Source organism: Galbibacter mesophilus, assembly GCF_023721415.1.
Taxonomy (GTDB): Bacteria; Bacteroidota; Bacteroidia; order Flavobacteriales; family Flavobacteriaceae; genus Galbibacter; species Galbibacter mesophilus.
The window spans coordinates 340,318-361,020 of the sequence record NZ_JAMQVC010000003.1 but is presented as its reverse complement, the minus strand read 5'-3'; the positions used below and the strand labels follow the sequence as shown (position 1 = coordinate 361,020).

17 protein-coding genes are annotated in these 20,703 nt (G+C 36.9%); 12 read left to right on the top strand and 5 right to left on the bottom strand.

Going from position 1 to position 20,703, the window contains the following annotated elements:
- Window positions 1-70: 70 nt before the first annotated feature.
- From NDQ75_RS13265 to NDQ75_RS13210, 12 genes are all read left to right on the top strand, one after another.
- Window positions 71-952: an SDR family oxidoreductase gene (locus NDQ75_RS13265; protein ID WP_202029378.1), complete on the top strand. Its 882-nt coding sequence runs from the start codon at window positions 71-73 to the stop codon at window positions 950-952.
- Window positions 953-1,224: 272 nt separating this feature from the next.
- Window positions 1,225-1,998 carry a ParA family protein gene (locus NDQ75_RS13260; protein ID WP_202029379.1) on the top strand — a complete coding sequence of 258 codons (774 nt, stop codon included), beginning with the start codon at window positions 1,225-1,227 and terminating at the stop codon, window positions 1,996-1,998.
- Entirely contained in the window at window positions 1,999-2,895 is an 897-nt protein-coding gene (locus tag NDQ75_RS13255) for a ParB/RepB/Spo0J family partition protein (protein ID WP_202029380.1), read from the top strand.
- The gene (locus NDQ75_RS13250; protein WP_202029381.1) at window positions 2,895-3,659 is read left to right on the top strand and encodes a DUF5683 domain-containing protein; all 765 of its coding nucleotides are present in this window, start codon (window positions 2,895-2,897) and stop codon (window positions 3,657-3,659) included. Before NDQ75_RS13255 ends, NDQ75_RS13250 begins: the two co-directional genes overlap by 1 nt.
- A gap of 23 nt (window positions 3,660-3,682) precedes the next feature.
- Window positions 3,683-4,384 (top strand): 4-hydroxy-tetrahydrodipicolinate reductase, encoded by a 702-nt coding sequence (gene dapB, locus NDQ75_RS13245; RefSeq protein WP_202029382.1) that lies wholly within the window; start codon window positions 3,683-3,685, stop codon window positions 4,382-4,384.
- A gap of 93 nt (window positions 4,385-4,477) precedes the next feature.
- A complete protein-coding gene (gene lepB, locus NDQ75_RS13240; RefSeq protein ID WP_202029383.1) occupies window positions 4,478-6,034 on the top strand; it encodes a signal peptidase I in 1,557 nt (518 codons plus the stop codon).
- Between the two features lie 22 nt (window positions 6,035-6,056).
- A complete protein-coding gene (locus tag NDQ75_RS13235) occupies window positions 6,057-6,680 on the top strand; it encodes a WbqC family protein (RefSeq protein ID WP_202029384.1) in 624 nt (207 codons plus the stop codon).
- Between the two features lie 412 nt (window positions 6,681-7,092).
- Window positions 7,093-7,413: a hypothetical protein gene (locus NDQ75_RS13230; RefSeq protein ID WP_202029385.1), complete on the top strand. Its 321-nt coding sequence runs from the start codon at window positions 7,093-7,095 to the stop codon at window positions 7,411-7,413.
- Between the two features lie 278 nt (window positions 7,414-7,691).
- On the top strand, window positions 7,692-10,076 hold the full coding sequence (locus tag NDQ75_RS13225; RefSeq protein ID WP_202029386.1) for a TonB-dependent receptor: 2,385 nt from the start codon (window positions 7,692-7,694) through the stop codon (window positions 10,074-10,076).
- A gap of 53 nt (window positions 10,077-10,129) precedes the next feature.
- Window positions 10,130-11,017 (top strand): DUF4625 domain-containing protein, encoded by an 888-nt coding sequence (locus tag NDQ75_RS13220; RefSeq protein ID WP_202029387.1) that lies wholly within the window; start codon window positions 10,130-10,132, stop codon window positions 11,015-11,017.
- Window positions 11,018-11,035: 18 nt separating this feature from the next.
- On the top strand, window positions 11,036-12,340 hold the full coding sequence (locus NDQ75_RS13215; RefSeq protein WP_202029388.1) for a hypothetical protein: 1,305 nt from the start codon (window positions 11,036-11,038) through the stop codon (window positions 12,338-12,340).
- A 91-nt stretch (window positions 12,341-12,431) separates the two neighbouring features.
- Entirely contained in the window at window positions 12,432-12,752 is a 321-nt protein-coding gene (locus NDQ75_RS13210; protein ID WP_202029389.1) for a DUF6122 family protein, read from the top strand.
- On the opposite strand, the gene NDQ75_RS13205 is transcribed toward NDQ75_RS13210, so the two are convergent.
- The 5 genes from NDQ75_RS13205 to NDQ75_RS13185 all read right to left on the bottom strand — a co-directional run bounded on the left by NDQ75_RS13205 (window position 12,741) and on the right by NDQ75_RS13185 (window position 20,690).
- Complete coding sequence (locus NDQ75_RS13205) at window positions 12,741-13,754, bottom strand: endonuclease/exonuclease/phosphatase family protein (protein ID WP_202029390.1); 1,014 nt, start codon at window positions 13,752-13,754, stop codon at window positions 12,741-12,743. The genes NDQ75_RS13210 and NDQ75_RS13205 overlap by 12 nt on opposite strands.
- A 23-nt stretch (window positions 13,755-13,777) precedes the next feature.
- Window positions 13,778-14,644: a rhomboid family protein gene (locus NDQ75_RS13200; protein ID WP_202029391.1), complete on the bottom strand. Its 867-nt coding sequence runs from the start codon at window positions 14,642-14,644 to the stop codon at window positions 13,778-13,780.
- A 368-nt stretch (window positions 14,645-15,012) separates the two neighbouring features.
- A complete protein-coding gene (gene guaB / locus NDQ75_RS13195; RefSeq protein WP_202029392.1) occupies window positions 15,013-16,485 on the bottom strand; it encodes an IMP dehydrogenase in 1,473 nt (490 codons plus the stop codon).
- A 439-nt stretch (window positions 16,486-16,924) separates the two neighbouring features.
- Entirely contained in the window at window positions 16,925-19,360 is a 2,436-nt protein-coding gene (locus NDQ75_RS13190) for a TonB-dependent receptor domain-containing protein (RefSeq protein WP_202029393.1), read from the bottom strand.
- Entirely contained in the window at window positions 19,341-20,690 is a 1,350-nt protein-coding gene (locus NDQ75_RS13185; protein ID WP_202029394.1) for an HTTM domain-containing protein, read from the bottom strand. The genes NDQ75_RS13190 and NDQ75_RS13185 overlap by 20 nt, the downstream gene beginning before the upstream one ends.
- Between the last annotated feature and the right edge of the window lie 13 nt (window positions 20,691-20,703).

Below are 20,703 nucleotides of genomic sequence, written 5' to 3'. Positions count from 1 at the left end.
TTTTCAGACACACAAGGAATGATTATATGGATGTTCCATGTGACATTAAAAAAACATTAAATATAGACACATGAATTACACAGATAAAATGCTTCGAGACGATGCCCTAAAAGGTAAAAACATTGTAGTTACTGGTGGCGGTAGCGGACTCGGAAAGGCGATGACCAAATATTTTCTTGAACTTGGTGCTAAAGTAGCCATAACCTCAAGGAGTCTGGAAAAATTAGAGAATACAGCCAAAGAATTAGAAACCGAAACTGGAGGAACATGTCTGGCTGTAGCTTGCGATGTTCGTCATTACGACCAAGTCGAAGCTATGCGCGATAAAGTAATTGCCGAATTTGGGACGGTAGATGTGCTTCTAAACAATGCCGCTGGTAATTTTATTTCTCCTACTGAAAGACTTTCAGCAAATGCTTTTGATACCATTATTGATATCGTTCTAAAGGGAACAAAAAATTGCACCTTGGCTTTCGGGAAACATTGGATAGACACCAAACAACAAAACACGAATGTTCTCAATATTGTTACCACCTACGCTTGGACCGGTTCTGCGTACGTAGTGCCTTCGGCTACAGCAAAAGCTGGCGTATTGGCTTTGACTAGAAGTTTGGCGGTAGAATGGGCAAAATACGGCATGCGTTTTAACGCTATTGCTCCTGGGCCTTTCCCAACAAAAGGAGCTTGGGATAGATTGCTACCAGGCGATTTAAAAGAAAAATTTGATTTAGCTAAAAAAGTTCCATTAAAAAGAGTTGGTGAGCATCAGGAATTAGCAAATCTCGCGGCATACATGGTTTCCGGTTTTGGAGCGTATTTAAATGGAGAAGTCATAACCCTCGATGGAGGTGAATGGCTTAAAGGTGCCGGTCAGTTTAATTTATTGGAAGCAGTTCCGGAAGAAATGTGGGATATGCTTGAGGCGATGATAAGAAGCAAGAAGTCGAAGTAGAAAGTGTGGTTTGTTAATTATTGATTGTTGATTTAGTTAATTGTTGTTAAGTGATTAATTAAGGTTTAATTGAAAATCTTACTGTAAACTGTTTACTGCTTACTGAAGACTGACCACTGAACACTGGCTACTGAATTACAAAAGGATAAACTGCTCGATATTCAACCAAAATCGCATCGTGGATAACTGTTAACAAAATTCATTTTCTAAACTCACAAATAATCGTATTTTTACCTGACTAATTTATACCTTACTAAAATCGAAATAAACACATGGGCAAAGTAATTGCTGTAGCTAATCAAAAAGGCGGTGTTGGAAAAACGACAACATCTGTAAACCTCGCTGCCGCGCTTGGAGTACTGGAAAAAAAAGTGCTTCTTATCGATGCGGACCCGCAGGCAAATGCTACTTCCGGTCTTGGGATTGATGTTGAAACGGTTGAAGGAGGTACGTATCAATTATTAGAGCATTCTGTAAAACCAGAAGATACTATTATAAAAACGGATTCCCCAAACGTTGATTTAATACCTGCTCACATAGACCTTGTTGCCATTGAGATTGAACTAGTGGATAAAGATGCAAGGGAATATATGCTGGCTAAAGCTATTAAAGGGCTTAGGGAAACGTATGATTATATTTTAATTGATTGCGCTCCTTCTTTAGGCCTGTTAACATTGAATGCTTTAACAGCATCAGACTCGGTAATCATTCCTATTCAATGCGAATATTTTGCATTGGAAGGCCTCGGAAAACTATTGAATACTATTAAAAGTGTTCAGAAAATACATAATTCCAATCTGGATATTGAAGGTTTATTATTAACCATGTACGATTCTAGATTGCGACTTTCCAACCAAGTTGTAGAAGAAGTGCAGAAACACTTTAGCGATATGGTTTTTGATACTATTATTCAAAGAAATGTTCGTTTAAGTGAAGCACCAAGTTATGGTGAAACAATTATTAATTATGACGCTACTAGTAAGGGAGCAACCAACTACCTTAGTTTGGCACATGAAATAATTAAAAAGAATAAGCAAACGGTTTAAATGGCAAAAGCAACTAAAAAACAAGCTTTAGGAAGAGGATTATCTGCGTTGTTGAAAGATCCCGAAAATGATATTAAATCGGCTTCGGATAAAAATGCGGATAAAGTAGTAGGTAATATTGTTGAATTGGAGCTGGACGCCATAGAAGTAAACCCATTCCAACCACGTACCAACTTCAATGAAGAAACCCTTCAAGAACTTGCAACTTCCATTAAAGAACTAGGTGTTATTCAACCTATTACGGTTCGTAAAATAGATTTTAATCAGTATCAATTGGTTTCTGGAGAACGTAGATTACGTGCCTCTAAATTAGCAGGATTAAAATCGGTTCCAGCTTATATCAGAATTGCCAACGACCAAGAATCTTTGGAAATGGCATTGGTGGAAAACATTCAACGTCAAGACCTTGACCCTATTGAAATTTCACTTTCCTACCAACGCCTTATTGATGAAATTAATATTACTCAAGAACAATTGAGTGACCGTGTTGGTAAAAAACGTTCTACCATTACCAATTACTTACGCTTATTAAAGCTCGACCCAATTATTCAAACAGGAATGCGGGATGGTTTTGTAAGTATGGGACACGGAAGAGCGCTTATCAATATTGAAAACAAGAAAGATCAGCTGGAGATTTACGAAAAAGTAATTACCAACAATCTTTCTGTTAGGGAAACCGAAAAATTGGTACGGGAATACCAAACTGAAAAGGAACCTAAATCAACTAAAAACACTACTCCTGAGTTACCGGATTATATTTCTGATAACGTAGAAGAACTTACGGAATACTTTTCTTCTAAAGTAGACGTTAAAGTAGCTAAGAATGGTAAAGGAAAATTAATTATTCCTTTTCATTCCAAAGAAGACTTTTTACGCCTTGCAAAACTTATAAAATAGTGTTTAAAAAGAGTATCGCCAGCATATTTTTATTGCTCTTTCATTTCGTTTCAATCGCACAAGAAAAAGCAACCGACTCTGTAAGTCAAAAGACAGAGACCGATGCTGCGCACGAAATGACGAAGCGGGAATTGCAAAAACTGCAACAGGAAGGAAGAGATAGTTTGGCAAAGTACGAGCAGCAAGATTCCGTTGCGGTAAATTTAGATTCGCTTTCCAGAAAAGAAAGACGACGATTTTTAAAGCAGCAGAAACTAGACAGTCTGGCTAATTTGTCAATCGAAATAGACCCGCTTTCCCCGGCCAAAGCAGCTTTTTATTCCGCTATTTTACCTGGGCTCGGGCAAATTTACAATAAAACGTACTGGAAAGTTCCTATTGTATACGGCGCTATTGGAACGGGACTGTATTTTTATATTGACAATACCCAACAATACAACCGATATCGGGATGCTTTCAAAAGACGACTTGCTGGTTTTTACGATGATGAATTTTACGACATTAACAATAGTGGTGTTGTTCCCGGTAGTCCCGATGTAAGTGACCAAGCGCTAAGGGACGCACAAGAATTTTACCAACAAAACAGAGACCTCTCTCTACTTATTACCATTGGCTTGTATGCACTAAATATCATTGACGCCAATGTTACTGCTCACTTAAAGCAGTTTAATGTTAGTGAAAAACTATCATTACAACCTTATTATGAACAAAATCAATTGGACTTTAACCCGAATTATGGTGTTCAATTGAGTTTCAATTTCTAAAAAATTTCTCAAAAATATTTAAAATGAAAATAGCTTTACTTGGATACGGAAAAATGGGCAAAATGATTGAACAAATAGCCATTTCGCGCGGACATGAAATTGTAGCCAAAGTAGACGAAAACACAAAAGACCTAGATATCACCCAAGCCGATGTAGCTATCGATTTTAGTATCCCAACTGTAGCCTTCCAAAACATCACCTTGTGTCTGGAAAATAAAGTCCCTGTTATATCCGGTACCACTGGTTGGTTAGATAAATATCAAGATGCAGTTGAACTTTGCGAGAAAAATGATGGAGCTTTTATTTATGCTTCCAACTTTAGCTTGGGGGTAAATATCTTTTTTCAACTAAATGAATATCTCGCTTCGATGATGAAGAACCTTTCACAATATAATATTAGCATGGAGGAGATTCATCACACTCAAAAATTGGATGCGCCAAGTGGTACGGCCATCACATTAGCGGAAGGCATTTTAAAAAACACCGATAAAACTGGTTGGCAATTGGATAATGCAAATGAAAACGAAATTCCAATCAAAGCACTTCGCGAACCTGAAGTTCCAGGCACACACTCCATTTCTTACGACAGTGAAGTAGACAGGATCGAAATTAAGCATACGGCACACAATCGTGAAGGCTTTGCTTTAGGAGCGGTAATTGCTTCAGAATGGATTATCGGAAAAACGGGTATTTTCAGCATGAAAGACGTGTTAAACCTAGGTTAAAAAGCTGATTTTCCAACACTTTTAAAACGTAAACTGAAGAAATACTATATTTTTACGGAATACTATTTCCGTTAAGGGTTAAAAAATACTATTATGACAATGATGCAATGGTTCATTTTTTTCTTGGTTATTCAGGTAATTCACTTTCTGGGAACTTGGAAATTATATGTAAAAGCAGGCAGAAAACCATGGGAAGCAATTGTTCCCGTTTATAATGCAGTTATATTGATGAAAATCATCAATCGTCCTTGGTGGTGGACTATTCTTCTGTTTATCCCAATTATCAACCTCATCATGTTTCCTGTAGTTTGGGTGGAAACCATCCGAAGCTTTGGAAGAAATAGTACTACTGATACATGGCTAGCAATACTCACGTTAGGATTTTATATCTATTACATAAATTACGCAGTAGATGTAAATTATATTGAAGATAGAAGTTTGAAACCACGAACCGCAACCGGGGAATGGGTTAGTTCTATTCTATTTGCCGTAGTAGCAGCTACCTTGGTGCATACCTATTTTATGCAACCTTACGTAATTCCTACTTCTTCTTTGGAGAAAACATTACTGGTGGGCGACTTCCTATTTGTGAGCAAGTTTCATTATGGAGCTCGAACGCCTATGACTACCGTGGCCTTCCCCATGGTTCATGACACCATACCAGTAATTAAAACAAAATCGTATTTAAAGAAACCACAGCTCCCCTACTTTAGACTACCCGGTTTACAAAAAATAAAGCGTAATGACATCGTTGTTTTCAGTTGGCCAGCCGATACGGTAGAGCAATTCTTTGTTAAAACCAATAAGAGAATCCGAAAGCCGATTGATAAAAAATCAAACTATGTTAAACGTTGTGTAGGAGTTCCTGGAGATTCTTTATCGATTGTAGATGGATATGTTCATATTAACGGACAAAGAACCGTGTTACCAGACCGAGCAAAACCTCAGTTTTCTTATACAGTTGAATCTAAAGGTCAACTTACACCTCGTTATATGTACGAAAGATACGGCGTTACAGGTCCTTTTGGTCAAGTTCAACCCGGTGTTTTCTATTTTCAATCTTTAACCGAAGAAGCTGCCAGTCAACTTGAAGACAATCCGAATGTTGTAAGTGTAAAGAGAAATATTGAGCCTTTGGGGAATTCTAAATTAGCCACTTCTGTGTACCCACAGTCGAAAGGGTTTCCTTGGAATCAAGACCAATTTGGACCTATTTACATTCCCGAAGAAGGCAAAACAGTAGAGTTAAACTTAGAAGTTCTCCCCCTGTATAAAAAAATAATTGTAGAATACGAAGGACACACCCTTGATGTAAAAGGAAATCAAATTTTGGTTGATGGGCAGCCAACTTCCACCTACACCTTTCAACAGGATTATTACTGGATGATGGGAGACAATCGCCATGCTTCTGAAGACAGTCGTTATTGGGGATACGTCCCTGCTGACCATATTGTTGGTAAACCAGTTTTCATTTGGTTTAGTTACGACACCAATGCCAGCGGACCATTCTGGAACAAAGTACGCTGGGAAAGAGTGTTCACCACCGTTGGAGGAGAAGGAAAACCAAAATCCTATCTTATCTATTTCCTAATTATCGTGGCACTTTGGTACGGTTACTCGAAATTTAGAAAACGTAAAAAATCAGCATAACTAGACAATTTTATTGTAAACCATGCCTGTTTTACATCCTACATATTTTCCATCGGTAGCACATTGGGTTGTAATCAATAATTGTGATGGCATGTTTGTAGCTGAAAAGCAAGATAATTATCAGAAGCAGACATACCGCAACCGAGCCTATATTTATAGTCCGAATGGAAAACAAATGCTTTCCATCCCTATAAAACACAGTAAAAGTGATAGTCACCAAAAATATAAGGATGTAAAACTGGAAGATAGTTTCGATTGGAAAAAACAACATTGGAAATCCATTCAAACAGCTTATAGAACCTCTCCTTTCTTTGAGTTCTATGAAGATGAATTTGCTCCTTTTTTTGAAAAAAAGCACACTTTCCTATACGATATGAATATGGAGAGTATGGAGCTTTTAGCTGATTGCTTTCAACTGGAGCTTGATTTTTCTTTTACTTCTGAATATTTTAAAGAACACAAAAAGGAAGAAGATTTTAGGTATTTGGTAAACGCTAAAATCGAAAAACTATATCATTTTGACCCCTACACCCAAGTATTCGACGAAAAACATGGGTTTCTGGAAAATTTAAGCGGTATGGATTTACTTTTCAATGAAGGAACCAATGCTCTTAATTATCTGGATAGTCTCAAGTCTCTATATTAATTTGCGTTGGTAAATATAATATTTATCAATTCATAGAGTCTCCTTTCATTTCTTTTGCTCGCCCAAAAGAAACGAAACAAAGAAAATGGCGCCTTATCCAAGGAATTTTTTCGACTATTAAATCGAAAAACCACAATCAAAAATCCGCGTCGCTCCGTTCCTATGCTCCTGCTCTCGGAGCTTTTGATTACTATTCTGAGGATAAGGAGTTTTTTAACGGCTAAATTCAACACTATTTTAAAACAGAGTCAGTCTTAAATTTTAATTTAACACTTATATGCTCGTTTATTTAAATTTGAGTTTATATCTTCGCATTTCGATTTTTGAGAGCTCATCTATCTGAAAAACTAGCATTGAGCAATTGAAAAATTTTTTAAATCATTTTATACTGAATTGATTTTTAATAGTTTATATGCCAAAAAGTAACTGGAAACATTTTCTTACCTATTTTTTCCTTTTAGCATTTACACTGCTTCGCGTAGTAAACTTGCACGAATATTCGCATACAACTAACGAGGGTGAACAGGAAAGTTGCGAATTATGCGCATTTATAAACACCACTAATGAAAGTACAGCACTTGATTTTCAAGAAATAGCTTCAGAAAGTCCGACTGTTCCTATTATTGAGGATTATTCCTTGGTGCAGCTAACTACTTATGAAGCTCCTTTTCATAAAATTCTATTATTAGATTATTTCTACAACAAACCTCCTCCTTTTAATTTCTGGGGATAGTTACGTCTTTTTTATAGCAAAAATCTGTCTCAAATAAAGGCAGGGATTACATTTATCTATTTTTCTTTCAATACTAAAATTGACTTTCAGAAGGATAATTGTATTATTTCTTGGTATAAACTAGCACAATCACTTCCCATGACTACTTTTTGTTGACAAAGGAAAGCCTAGCTTTTTCAGAAGAAAAAAGTGCCTCTAAAAGCTTCACTGTCAACTCCATTTCAATTTTCAATTAAAGAGCAATAATAGAGCTTATTTCAAGCTCTAAAGAAGATTTTATGCAGCAGCTAAAATATCAGTATTTAAAGAGTTTAATTATTTGTTTTACAATGGTGGGAAATTTCCTTTTTGGGTTTTCACAAGAAATCAAAGGGTATGTTCATGACTCATTTGGACAACCCATTGCATCGGCTACCATAAAAGCATTTCCCCATAACCAACACACACTTACAGATGATAAAGGGTATTTCTCTTTAAAAGTTGAAGAACGCAATAGCCTATCATGGTTAGAGGTGACCCATATTGCCTATAAAAAGCAAATTGTAAAATTAATCGATTCAACAGAAAACGAGCTTCTCAAAATTGAAATGCAAACTAACGTCACCGATTTGGATGAAGTAGTTATTGCACATTCCCGCGTTCTACAAAAAGCCATTGATAATTCGCAGTCGGTAATTACGCTGGATGAAGAATTCATCGCAAAACACAACACAGGAACATTCTCTGGTGCGTTGGCTGCGGTTCCTGGCGTTAACACTATGAATGTAGGTGTGGGTATTGCCAAACCTGTAATAAGAGGAATGGGATTCAACAGAGTTTTGGTTAACAACAGAGGCATTAAACAAGAAGGACAACAATGGGGCGCCGACCATGGCTTGGAAATAGACCCCTTTGATGTAGAGAACGTTGAAATTATAAAAGGACCGGCCTCTTTGCTATTTGGTTCTGATGGTCTTGGTGGGGTAATCAATATTGAAGAAAATTCTATTTTATCTGAAAATGGAAATTCCATTGAACTGATTTCATCCTTCCAAACCAATAATTACGCATATTCTAACTCTTTGGAATGGAAAGGAAGGAAAAATAATTGGTTTAGCAGCGCTAGGGTTACCTATCAAGATTATGGCGATTATACCGTCCCCGCAGATGAATTTACCTATGCCGGTTTTAATCTACCTATTTATGACAATCGCCTGAAAAATACCGCTGGCGAAGAACTACATTTTAGCGGTACTGTTGGTTACCAATCGGATAAAATTATTAGTAGCCTACGTGTTTCCAGTTTCAATCAAAAAGCTGGAATATTCACGGGAGCTATCGGACTTCCAAGAGCGTACAACCTAGAACACCAAGGCGACAACCGAAATATTGAAGTTCCAAGACAGGAAAATCAACATCACAGCATAACCAATAATACTACCATTTCTCTGGGTTCTGACAGATTGGAAATCGATTTAGGGTACCAACGGAATATTCGTGAGGAAATGTCTTTCCCCGGGGCACACGGTATCTCTCCCGATTTAGTTGATTCCAATTTGGCATTGGGCCTTTATTTGGACACCTACACTTCCAATATTCGTTATGAAATGAATCCCAATCCAAATCACCAATTATTATTTGGTGGTCAATTGCAATACATGCAGAATAACAAAGACGGTTTTGAATACTTATTGCCTGTTTACGAAAGCTTTCAAACGGGATTATACCACTACCAGTCTCTCGATATTTCTGAAAAATGGATTGTAAATGCTGGTATTCGTTACGATTTTGGCTCTTATGATGTAGAACAACATTTACAACCTCTTTACGACCCCGGAACGTTACAACCTACTGGGGAATTTGAAGAACGTACACCAAGCTTTGATAGAAACTTTGATAATTTTAGTGGCGCTGCCGGAGTTACTTTTAAGTTGAATTATCAAAATCATTTAAAACTTAACTTAGGAAATAGTTTTCGCTTTCCCACAGCTATTGAATTATCGAGCAACGGCGTACATCATGGAAATTTCAGGCATGAATTGGGAGACTCCAATCTCGATATTGAAAGAGGGTTTCAAGCGGATTTCACATACTTACACCAATCCAATAACTTTTTCCTAGAAACCGCCCTCTTCTACGGTTATTACAAAAACTATATCTATCTGGCGCCAACCGGAAACTTTTCTCCCTTAGCCACTGGAGGAACGTTGTGGGAGTACCGACAAAACAATGCTATTTTCAACGGTTTCGAAGTGACTTCCAGTTATAAGTTTTTATTCGGATTAAAGGCTGATTTGATGGCCGACTTTGTACAAAATTTAAATCTTGATAGCAATTTACCCTTGCCGTTAACTCCCCAAGCTTCTGTGGGCAGTAAACTTGAATATAGCATTTTACCAAACTCTAAAGTTTTCAACGAAGGTTTCGTATTCCTTTCTGGGAGGTACAATTTTGCACAAAACAGAACCGATAGAAATGAACGTGAAACTCCAGACAGCTTTTTAGTAAATGCTGGAGTAGGCTTTAAATTTAATCTTTACAGTCAGGAATTAACATTCAATGCGAGCGTAAACAACCTTTTCAATACAGCTTATTTTAATCACATAAGTAGATACCGACTTTTAAACCTGCCAGAACAGGGCCGCAATTTTGTGTTTTCACTGCGCATCCCTGTTGCACTTTAACTTCTTAAATGATGAGAACTTTAAAAATAATGTTGAACCAAAAATCAAAAAAAATGAAAAAGCAAATCGCTATTATTTTATGCAGCACGTTTTTGTTATCATCGTGTTTAAATGAAGATGACAACAACGACGTAGATGTTTCTGCACCAGCAATTGGAGCCGGACAAGGAGTGGATGCCATTCAACCCTCCTATTTTTTCACAACAGATCCAGAAACAGAGGAAGTTCCTCTAAATTTTTCAGTAAGCGATGAAACTGGTATCCAAGAAATTAAAATTAATGTGCATAGTGGATTTGATGGGCATACCCATGGGAAATCTACATTTGCACGAAATCCTTCATTCAAACTATTCACTCACAATGAGGTAATTAGTTCGGAAAACTTTGAAGACCCTAAACAGTTTAGTTATTCATCGAAAATTTATCTTGACGAACGCAATGAAAATATTAAAGAAGGGGAACTTTATTTAAGCGGTCCGTATCATTTTTCTATCCAAGCTACGGATGTCGAAGGAAATCAAACCAGTTATGGTGATAACAGCACCTACCACACCACGGTATACTTAAACACAATGTATGCTCCTCAAGCTACGGTTACCAATTTAGATATAGCGAATAACGCCATTGGAGGCCGTGTTTATCAAAATACAGAACATAAAGCTTCTTCAGAAATTGTTTTCCTATGGATTTTCAGTCAAAAACCTAACGCAGAAAATCCAGCGCAGGAAGGCACTATTTTAGAAGAACGTATCTGGGGAAAATCAAACTGGCCTCATCAATTTAGACCCAACGAAGGGGAAGCCCTTCCAAACGCTCAAGAAATTCAACTTGCTGATTTGCTTGACGGAGACTCCGCTTTTTTTAGTAGCCTAACGGATGCCAAACTAATGATTTGGGCTGAAGATAGCAATGGAAATATAACTGTAAATCAATTTAATTAATCCTATAAAATGAAAACCATGAAAAAATCAATTTTAAAAATGTATGCCCTATTCGCAACTGTGGCTCTAATAGCTTCATGTAGCGATGATGACAGTGATGTGCACGATGACGATCATCATCACGAAGACTTTGCCGAAATGGAGAGTGATTGGGTGCGACTTACCCTTATTAACGACGGAAACTTAGAAGTAATGCAAGCCAATTCCGGAGAAATAAAACATACAGTTGCTGGAGACTTTGTAGGTGGCGAGCGTTTTTACACCACTACTTCAGGTCGTTATTTGGGTGTTGTAGACCGTGAAGGTGGAAAAGTTCGCTTTTTCGATTCTGGAATCGTTAATCACGACGAACACGGACACGAGTACCAAGCAAAATGGGCGAATGCAGAATTAACCTCTGTTCTTCCTACGCATTTCACAGCTTCTGAAGGACATATTCTTGTTTTTAACGATGGTGATGGTTCTATCTCCCATATTGACGAGGCGCAATTGGAAATTCCATCCTACCAGCCTGTGACCTATGCATTAGAAAACACAGTAGCTCACCATGGTGCTGGTTTTAGATTGCACAATGGTAAGTTTGCAGCTACTTTTAAAAATAACAGTCAGCCAGGAGGACTTCCACAAATGGTGAAATTTATCGATGCGCAAGGTAACGTAATCGATGACAATGGCGGTGTAGAAGTAGCTGTTATCCACGGTGATGCAACCAATGGAGAGTACGGTGTTTTTGGTTCTACAGATGGTATCATCTTAGTGGATGATAAAGACAATATCGATTTAATTCCAAATGCAGATGGTCTTAATGCGGAATCAGGAAACTGGTTGGGTACTGTTAAAGGACATGACAACTCTGATATGTTCTTTGGAAGATCTGCAAACCTTGGTGTATTCATGATTAATCCAATGAATAAAACCATTGAAAACATTTATTCAGGTAATGATGTTGCCAATGCTATGTTCAACTTCGATGGTTCTTACTTTATCGTTCATACTGCTAGCAACAACATTATCGTTTTCGACGGCCTAACTGGAAGCAAATTAGTAGAGCGTACTATTGAAGTTGCTGATATCCCTCAAGTAGAATCTAAAAAAGCTTCTGGGGATTATGCATTTAAAGATCCTGAAGAAGAAGCTAGTCCTGTTTTGGTTACTTCTGATAAGTTCCTTTATGTATTAGCGCCAAACAGAACTCAAATTAAAGTATTGGAAATAGATGAATTACATCACGTACACACCATAGAGCTAGAAGATGCTGTAGAGGGAATGTACAAAAATGGATTTTCTATTGAAGGGGAGCAACACCCAGGTCACGACCACTAAAATATTTGTTTTGTTCTCAAGAAACCGTGGAGGAAAGGTTTATACTCTTTCCCCACGGTTTTTTTATTTTTACATCTTTAAAAAGATTAATATGCTCCGATTCATTATCCATTACGGAATTCACTTCATTGTCCCTATTTTAATCGCTTATGTTTTCTATCGGAAAGATTTCATGAAAGTGAGTGTAATTTTGTTATTGGGAATTGTAATAGATATTGATCATTTATGGGCGAACCCTATTTTTGAAGCTAACCGATGCAGTATAGGCTTTCATTTTTTCCATTCGTATTTTATAATCCCTTTGTATCTATTGTTGCTGCTTTTCAAAAAGACCCGATTAGTCGGTTTGGCACTAGTAATTCATATTATCGCCGACATTACTGATTGCCTTCTGATGAAATTACAGTTGTAATTGTGTGATAATAGGATAATGATCAGAAAGTAATTCGTAACGGTTTTTGTGGGAAACTACGGTAATTGATTCATCCACGAAAACAAAATCAATTCTGAAAGGGAAATATTTAAAATAATAGGTTTTTCCCGTACCACTACCCTGCTCTTCAAAAGTATCGATATCGCTGCCCTTAATCTGATCGTAAATGGCCGAAAATTGATTGTTGTTCAAGTCGCCGCACGTAATTGTTCTATAAGGAGACTCCTCTTTATGGGATACAAAAATATCGGTCTGAATTTGTTGTTTGGAAAAAACAGCTCCCATTCTTCTAGCAATTTTCCCTGAATTCTCCTGTGTTATTTCTTCGTCCTGCGGATTTATATGAAAAGACTGCATATGCAAGTTATACACACGAATGGTATCGTTATCCTTAACAATATCAGCAAAAATGGCGTTGTTCCCTGAGTTCGGAAAGTTTAAAGATCCTTTATTTACAATGGGATATTTAGAGAAGATCGCTTGGCCGGTCTCTTTGGTTTTATACTTAATAAATTGATACTGAAAATCATTAAATTTATTTTCCTTGGTATGATAAAACTCCTGAAAGCACAAGACATCTGGAGCTTCTTCTTCCACCATATTTTTGATATCGTCGAAAACCCCTTTTCTTCCAATCCATTCATACACATCAAAAACGCGTACGTTGTACGTCATAACTTTAATAGTCGATTCGCTTACTACATTCTCAGTTCCCGAAAATTTGTAAAGTGAAAATACCTGTTGGTAACCAATGAGCAAAACTAAAAAAGAGAGCCAAAAAGGGCGCTTTAATTTCAATAGCCAATAAATTAGAAATAATATGTTTAGAATAATAAGTATTGGCGTCGCCAAACTGAAAATAGCAATTCTAGGGAAGGATTTAATCGGAATGTATGGGACCAATAAACTTAATAATAACAAAAAAGCAAATACTGTATTTACAAGGAAAATACCTTTATCAATCCAGTTAAGCTTCTTCATATAGTTTATTTCGTTTTTGTTCTTTATTCCTTTCCGGCCTTAAAAAGGAAATCTTTTTCTTCCTTGGAAAGACTTTCGTAGCCACTTTTGCTTATTTTATCCAAAATAGCATCAATCTGTTTTTGATGTTCATTTTTGGAAATCCCATTACTTTTAGCCGACTGCTTTTTATTTTTATGAACCGTTTTTAACGGTGATTTTTTATTTCTTTTGAAAAGATTCACAAAAGAATCCATCAACCCTTCAAAACCACTACCAATATCCTTTCCTTCCTGAAGCTTTTTTGCATAGACAAAACCTAAAAGTGAGCCACCGAGATGCGCAATATGTCCACCGGAATTCCCCATTGGTAATTGAATTAAATCCAACAAAACGAATAATGCACCGATATGCCACAATTTCACATTAAAAAAGATAACCCTAACCTCTTGGTTGGGAATATAGGTACATACAAAAATTAGAATTGCCATCACCGCGGCCGAAGCACCAATTAAAGGAGAGTTTACGCCAGAAAATGCCGGAAAAATATTGTAGCTCAGTAAAAAAAGCGCCCCTCCCGCTATAGCTCCCAAAAAGTAAACATTTAAAAAGTACTTAGAACTAAAGAGGTTTAAAAATATTCTTGCTGAAAAGTAAAGCAAAATCATATTCCAGAAAATATGCATGAACCCTCCATGAAAAAAAGAATATGTAACCAAAGACCAAGGCTGGATTAAAAAATCCATAAAGCCTTTTGGTAACTCAAACCATTGTACAAAAAAGTTGGCGTTAAGACTGAGAAGAAATACCAACAATGCATTTACAATAAACACAGCAACATTTATTACTATAAGTTTTTCCGCAATATTTAATGTTGAATATTTATAACGTAAATCGTTTCTTATGCTCATGCTAATTATAATCTTTCTCTTAAAATCAATTCAATTAAAATCTCATTAAAGTAATGACAAAATAGTTGAAGATATTGTATTCCATTAAGAATTTTTATAATGAACTCATCTCGACTTTTTCTATTTCCTAAAAAATGGTTGAAATTCGCCTATATTTCGTTACTTTTCTTATCCGTAGCGATGCTATGCTTTTCAAAAAGTGCCTCATCTAGACTAATTTCACTTCATTTTCGGTTAAACACAAAAAGTCAAGATGAGTTCAAACAAAAAAAGTTTAGAAGCGCTAGGTTTCTAAACTCAAAATTAAACAAAACAAAGCAGAATTAGATTCAAATTCTGCTTTGTTTTTATATTAACCTCATCGATTATTATCGGCTATAGTTAGGAGCCTCGTTCGTAATGGTTACATCATGAGGATGGCTTTCGTGAATTCCACTAGAAGTAATCTTTACAAAGCGACCGTTTTCTTTTAGGTCTTCGATACTTCCTGCACCGCAATACCCCATTCCAGCACGTAAACCACCAATAAACTGGTGCATACTTTCAAAAAGCTCTCCTTTGTAAGGCACGCGTCCTACAATACCTTCTGGAACTAATTTCTTCAAATCGTCTTCCACATCTTGGAAGTATCTGTCTTTACTACCGTGTTGCATAGCTTCAACAGAACCCATTCCACGATAGGATTTATATTTTCTTCCGTCGTAGATAATCGTTTCTCCCGGAGATTCTTTTGTTCCTGCTAAAAGCGAACCAAGCATAACACAATCTGCTCCTGCGGCAATCGCTTTTGGAATGTCTCCTGTATATCGAATCCCACCATCAGCAATTACCGGAACTCCCGTGCCTTTAAGCGCATTGGCTACTTCTAAAACTGCAGAAAACTGCGGAAAACCAACACCTGCAACAACCCTTGTTGTGCAAATAGAACCTGGTCCGATACCTACTTTAACGGCATCTGCTCCATTCTTAACTAAATATTTTGCTGCTTCTGGAGTAGCAATATTTCCAACAACAACTTCCAAATCTGGAAATTCCTGCTTTACTTCCTTCAAAATAGTTACAACTCCTCTTGTGTGGCCATGTGCAGTATCGATTACGACAGCATCAACACCAGCGTAAACCAAAGCTTTTGCTCTATCTAAAGCATCGCCGGTAACGCCAATGGCAGCTGCTACACGCAAACGACCAAAAATATCTTTATTAGCAATCGGTTTTTGGGTAAGCTTGGTAATATCTCGGAACGTTATAAGTCCGATTAATTTATTGTCCTTTCCAACTACTGGAAGCTTTTCAATTTTATGTTGCTGTAATATTCCTTCCGCATCATCCAAAGAAGTTCCCTCTGCGGCAGTCACCAAATTTTCGGTAGTCATTACCTCAACAATCGGGCGTCTATTATTTTTCTCAAAACGAAGGTCACGATTGGTAACGATCCCTTTTAAATATCCATTCTCATCTACAATTGGAATTCCGCCTATACTGTGTTCTCGCATGCTATTTTTAGCATCCTCAACTTTTGCAGTAAGCGGCAAGGTAACAGGATCTATAATCATCCCGCTTTCGGCACGCTTAACCTTTCTAACTTTAAGGGCCTGCTGCTCGATGGTCATGTTTTTATGCAAAACACCAATTCCACCTTCCCTAGCAATAGCAATCGCCATTCTGCTTTCGGTAACGGTATCCATAGCAGCGGACACAATCGGTACGTTAATCGTAATGTTTCTTGTGAATTTTGTTTGAATGTTTACCTCGCGTGGTAGGACTTCAGAGTAGTTTGGTACGAGTAGTACGTCATCGTAAGTTAACCCTTCGCCAACAAACTTTGCATTGTGAGCTTCCATATTGCAACTTCTAATTTAGTTGCACGCAAATATACTGCTTTTTTCAGTAACAATCTAACCAATAATCAATTTATGAGTATCTTAACTTTATTCTTAAAAACCACTATTTTTCAGTTCATTTTTATTAAAAAAACCATCAGTATCCTAAATATTATATGTTCATTTTTTCCATCGATGAAAAAACGAACCAAATCCCGAAGCTTCGGGATTAGGCTTGCTATAAAAATATAAGAAAATGCTACGGAACCCTCAGCCACTGATAAAAATAACTCTTCCTTCCTACGGTCGACCTCAAACAGATTTTTATCATTTATCCACACTACTTCCTCGATTTTCGATATTTTTCTAAACAGGCAAAACAACCTTAAACAGTTAAAAGTCCGTCTAAATAACTAGTTTTCCATTCATTTTTATTAAAAAAATAACTCTTTCCTATCGATTACCATTTAAACTGAAGTGTTGTGTACCATGTTAAAGGTTCCGCAGGTAAAATACCAGGACCAGGATAACCTGTAGCTCTTCTTGTAAAATAACTGTTGTTTAAAACATTATTGATACCCGTTTCCAGTTTCCATCTTTTATAACTGTAAGCCAAAGAAACATCCATAATATCATAGCTAGGAATTTCACCGATAATTCCAGTGGGACTTGAGAAATCTCTTGATTGGTTAAATGCATCGGAATATTGACTGGATAAATAGGTGTATTGCAAACTTCCCTGCAAATTCTTATAGCCAAACCTCAAACCCGTTTTTAAATTTACATGTGGCACAAACTCCACTTGGTTGCCTTCAACATTTAACTCCTGAGAACTGACGTATTTGGAGTTCGTAAACGCAATGTTTGTAAACACGTTTAATTGCCATTGACTCATACCTTTTAAAAAGGTTGAAGCCATATCCCAATCAGCAAAAGTTTCTATTCCGTAAATAATGGCGTCGCCAATATTTCCACGGAATTCTCTTTCTTCAAGATTGCTTATTTTTCTGCTTATCACACCAATTCTATTGTTGTAAGACAAAAAGTAAGCACTTAAATCGTAAGAAATGAATTTTGCCAATTTCCCCCTAGCACCCAAGTCGGCTGTGTAGCCATCTTCATCTGTAATGTCTGGATCTACTTCAAACGATGGATTTACTATACGAATATCGTTGTACGTTACCGATCGATAGTTTTGAGAGATATTTCCATAGAGTTCAACTGAAGTACTTGGTTTATAACTCAAACCTAACCCTAAAAGCACAAAACTCCTATCGAACAACCGGTTATCCTCAAAAGTTTCATTTTTAGTAGGGTTACCTGCCAAATCCACCTGAATTTCTTTGTAAGTCCCCTCACTTTCAGTTTTAATATATTCAAAACGGAAACCTGGTGTTACGGAAAAAGCGTCGGTGATATTGAAGATGTTTTCACCAAAGACGGAAATATTTCGGTTTGGAAACGTAAAATCGGACTGTCTTGGATAATTAGGAAAATCATCGGTGTAAAAATTAAAGTCGGCATCGGCGTTAGCGCTTCCCGGACCTTGTTTTTCTGCATTATTTGCTTGGTAATATTTAGAACCGATTAAAAAAACTGCATCTTTTTCAGCAATCTTGTAGCGATGTAAAAAACGTGCTTCGGCGCCCCAGTTTCTAAATTTCCCAGAAATGAAATCTCTTGGCGAATTTCCTTCATCGGGTTGATCGACCCGGTTTTCCCTAAACCCAAGCGCATTTCTTGAAGCGTCCAGTCCGAACAGGTTTAAACTGAAATCAGATTTGGAAGAAAATTGATGTTCAAACAGTAAAGAAAACAATTTCCAATCAACTTCGAACCAATTTCTGTAACGATTACTGAAAGTGGGATCTTCTTCAAATTGAGCATCGGTTAAACCGCCGGGCTGCTTTGCTAAATAATTCAGTAACGTAGTTTCAAAACTTATTTTAGTTTTTTCTGAAAATCGATACCCTATATGATTATAAAAGTTTCGCGAATTAAATTGCGAATTCGGTCTAAATCCGTCGCCTTGTTTGTAATTAAAAAAGGTATAATATTCAAAGTCGCCAACGGTACCGCCGAGGCTATTAAAACTGGTAAACAAACCGTACGAACCCAGCGTTTGCCTACTTACCCACTCTATTTTTTTATTGGGGTTGGGCTTTTTCATTTTAAAATTTACGAGTCCGCCAAACTGTGTGCCATACTGAAGGGAAGCCGCTCCCCGAACCACTTGAATTTCACTTAAAGCCTCCGCTGGCGGGGTGTAATAACTTTCTGGATATCCAAGCACATCGGCACTTATATCATACCCATTTTGTCGGGTATTAAAGTTGGCCGTTCTGTTAGGATCAAGTCCGCGTCCACCAATATTTAGTTGAAGTCCGGCATCACCATTTTCATAAATATTTAAACCTACCACCTGCGCATAGATTTGTCTAGGGTTGTTTGCCGCTGTATTTCCTATAATTTGATCAATATCCACTACCTCACTTTTCTTTCCGGCGTAAATAGCAGTTCCCTCAACATTCCGTAACTTTTTTAGAGCAAAAACCCTTTCCTTTTGTCTCGTTAACACTACTTCGGAAAGTGTTTCATTGAGTTCTTCAAGCTCGTAGTTTTTAGTAATATTGGAAGTAACAACGAGCGTGTCTTCAACAATTTTATAATCATAAGAGAAAATGGTGATTATATGTTTTCCCAAGGTTACATTTTCCAAAATGTAGAAGCCGTCTGCGTCAGATTCCACCAATTGTTGCGACTGGTGATCATAAATTTCTACACCTGCGATTGGTTTATTTTCTGAAGAAATAACCCCTTGAATGGAGTATTGCGCCCAAAGTGCTGGAGTGATACAAAATAGTAATACAAAAAGTTTATAATCCTTTAATTTCATCTTTAAAAGGTAAAATCCAGTCTTTATGACGGAATGATTCTTTAATAGTTAATAAATTGGTGGTGCTGTCTATAAATCTTTCGCTTCTCCGCCCGTTAAGGGTGATAAAGCTTTCCACGTACACTTCTAGGTTTTCATGCCCTTGACTGGCAAAATGATTTCCTAAATAATGAGCGTACTCTAAAATAAAATCCGCTTGCGCGGCCATTTCTTTTTCTTGAAAAGGAGTGAGAAAATCGCTGTTATCTACATAAAACCATTTACCTGTATCTCCATCAACGATTTTAAATTGCACATAACCCGTTTTTTCTATCAGCATGACGCGCCATGAAAAGCGAAAACCTTCCTCTGTCCAAAACAATTCACCTGGATAAAGCACATAACGCCATGGAATAAGCAATTGGAGAAAAAAGAAAAAAGCTAAGAAAGGAACAATTATGTTCGTCTTTTTCATTTTCAATTTCTCAGCAGAAACAGTTCCTTTTTTAATTCTGAATACGTATTGAATACCCTTTATGATTTTGTGATGAACTCTGGCATCGAAGAAAATTAAAGCACTTACAATCATAATAAATGGAAACATCCCTATTGGGAAAAAAATACGTGTAAGCACATGAAAGAAAACCACGGCAGCAAAAGCATAAGGCCTTGTTTTTTTGTTCAATAAAAAGAAGGGAATCAATAAATCGTACAAAGCACCGCACCAACTCAAAAGGTAAAGCATCCATTCTTGTTTTAACAAACTCCCAATAACAGGTAAATCGTATTGCGTTGGCAACCAAATTTTTAGCGGCATTGCTCGCAATATCCAATCGCTGTTCAATTTTGCTAAACCTGCATAGATATAAACAATGGAAAGAAGAAGCTTTATACTATCTATTGTCCATTTTGGCACTTGACCAAACGATTTTCCCTGCTTTGCATCCAACGAAAAATAAGCATTTGCTGGAAGGAAAATCATTATAAAACTAAGCAATGAGATAAAATAATAATGATTTAGATAGGTAGTTTTATCCATCAGCTCGATATACGTAAAGCTCAAAAAGAACAATATTATGGCCATTCTGTACTTATAACCAAAAGCTACTGCCAAAGCAGCTAACGCACAGATACCAAATAAAACATACGTATATACACCAAAAGGTTTTACCCATTCAAAACCATAATAGGAAAAGAAAAATTTAGGTTGAATGTAAAGTTGTTCTATCCATCCTTTACTCCAAAAACGTACGATGCTTAAAAACATCATCACACCAAAGAAAATACGAAAGACCGCCAAAGGGGCGGTCTCTGTATAGACTGATAAATAACGTTTTATGGAATTATTCATTTCAAAAAAATGT

What these genes read in the sequence shown, in the direction of transcription:
- NDQ75_RS13265 (WP_202029378.1), top strand. Translation starts at nt 71, where the DNA reads ATGAATTACACAGATAAAATGCTTCGAGACGATGCCCTAAAAGGTAAA.
- NDQ75_RS13260 (WP_202029379.1), top strand. Translation starts at nt 1,225, where the DNA reads ATGGGCAAAGTAATTGCTGTAGCTAATCAAAAAGGCGGTGTTGGAAAA.
- NDQ75_RS13255 (WP_202029380.1), top strand. Translation starts at nt 1,999, where the DNA reads ATGGCAAAAGCAACTAAAAAACAAGCTTTAGGAAGAGGATTATCTGCG.
- dapB (WP_202029382.1), top strand. Translation starts at nt 3,683, where the DNA reads ATGAAAATAGCTTTACTTGGATACGGAAAAATGGGCAAAATGATTGAA.
- lepB (WP_202029383.1), top strand. Translation starts at nt 4,478, where the DNA reads ATGACAATGATGCAATGGTTCATTTTTTTCTTGGTTATTCAGGTAATT.
- NDQ75_RS13235 (WP_202029384.1), top strand. Translation starts at nt 6,057, where the DNA reads ATGCCTGTTTTACATCCTACATATTTTCCATCGGTAGCACATTGGGTT.
- NDQ75_RS13230 (WP_202029385.1), top strand. Translation starts at nt 7,093, where the DNA reads ATGCCAAAAAGTAACTGGAAACATTTTCTTACCTATTTTTTCCTTTTA.
- NDQ75_RS13225 (WP_202029386.1), top strand. Translation starts at nt 7,692, where the DNA reads ATGCAGCAGCTAAAATATCAGTATTTAAAGAGTTTAATTATTTGTTTT.
- NDQ75_RS13220 (WP_202029387.1), top strand. Translation starts at nt 10,130, where the DNA reads ATGAAAAAGCAAATCGCTATTATTTTATGCAGCACGTTTTTGTTATCA.
- NDQ75_RS13215 (WP_202029388.1), top strand. Translation starts at nt 11,036, where the DNA reads ATGAAAAAATCAATTTTAAAAATGTATGCCCTATTCGCAACTGTGGCT.
- NDQ75_RS13210 (WP_202029389.1), top strand. Translation starts at nt 12,432, where the DNA reads ATGCTCCGATTCATTATCCATTACGGAATTCACTTCATTGTCCCTATT.
- NDQ75_RS13205 (WP_202029390.1), bottom strand. Translation starts at nt 13,754, where the DNA reads ATGAAGAAGCTTAACTGGATTGATAAAGGTATTTTCCTTGTAAATACA.
- NDQ75_RS13200 (WP_202029391.1), bottom strand. Translation starts at nt 14,644, where the DNA reads ATGAGCATAAGAAACGATTTACGTTATAAATATTCAACATTAAATATT.
- guaB (WP_202029392.1), bottom strand. Translation starts at nt 16,485, where the DNA reads ATGGAAGCTCACAATGCAAAGTTTGTTGGCGAAGGGTTAACTTACGAT.
- NDQ75_RS13190 (WP_202029393.1), bottom strand. Translation starts at nt 19,360, where the DNA reads ATGAAATTAAAGGATTATAAACTTTTTGTATTACTATTTTGTATCACT.
- NDQ75_RS13185 (WP_202029394.1), bottom strand. Translation starts at nt 20,690, where the DNA reads ATGAATAATTCCATAAAACGTTATTTATCAGTCTATACAGAGACCGCC.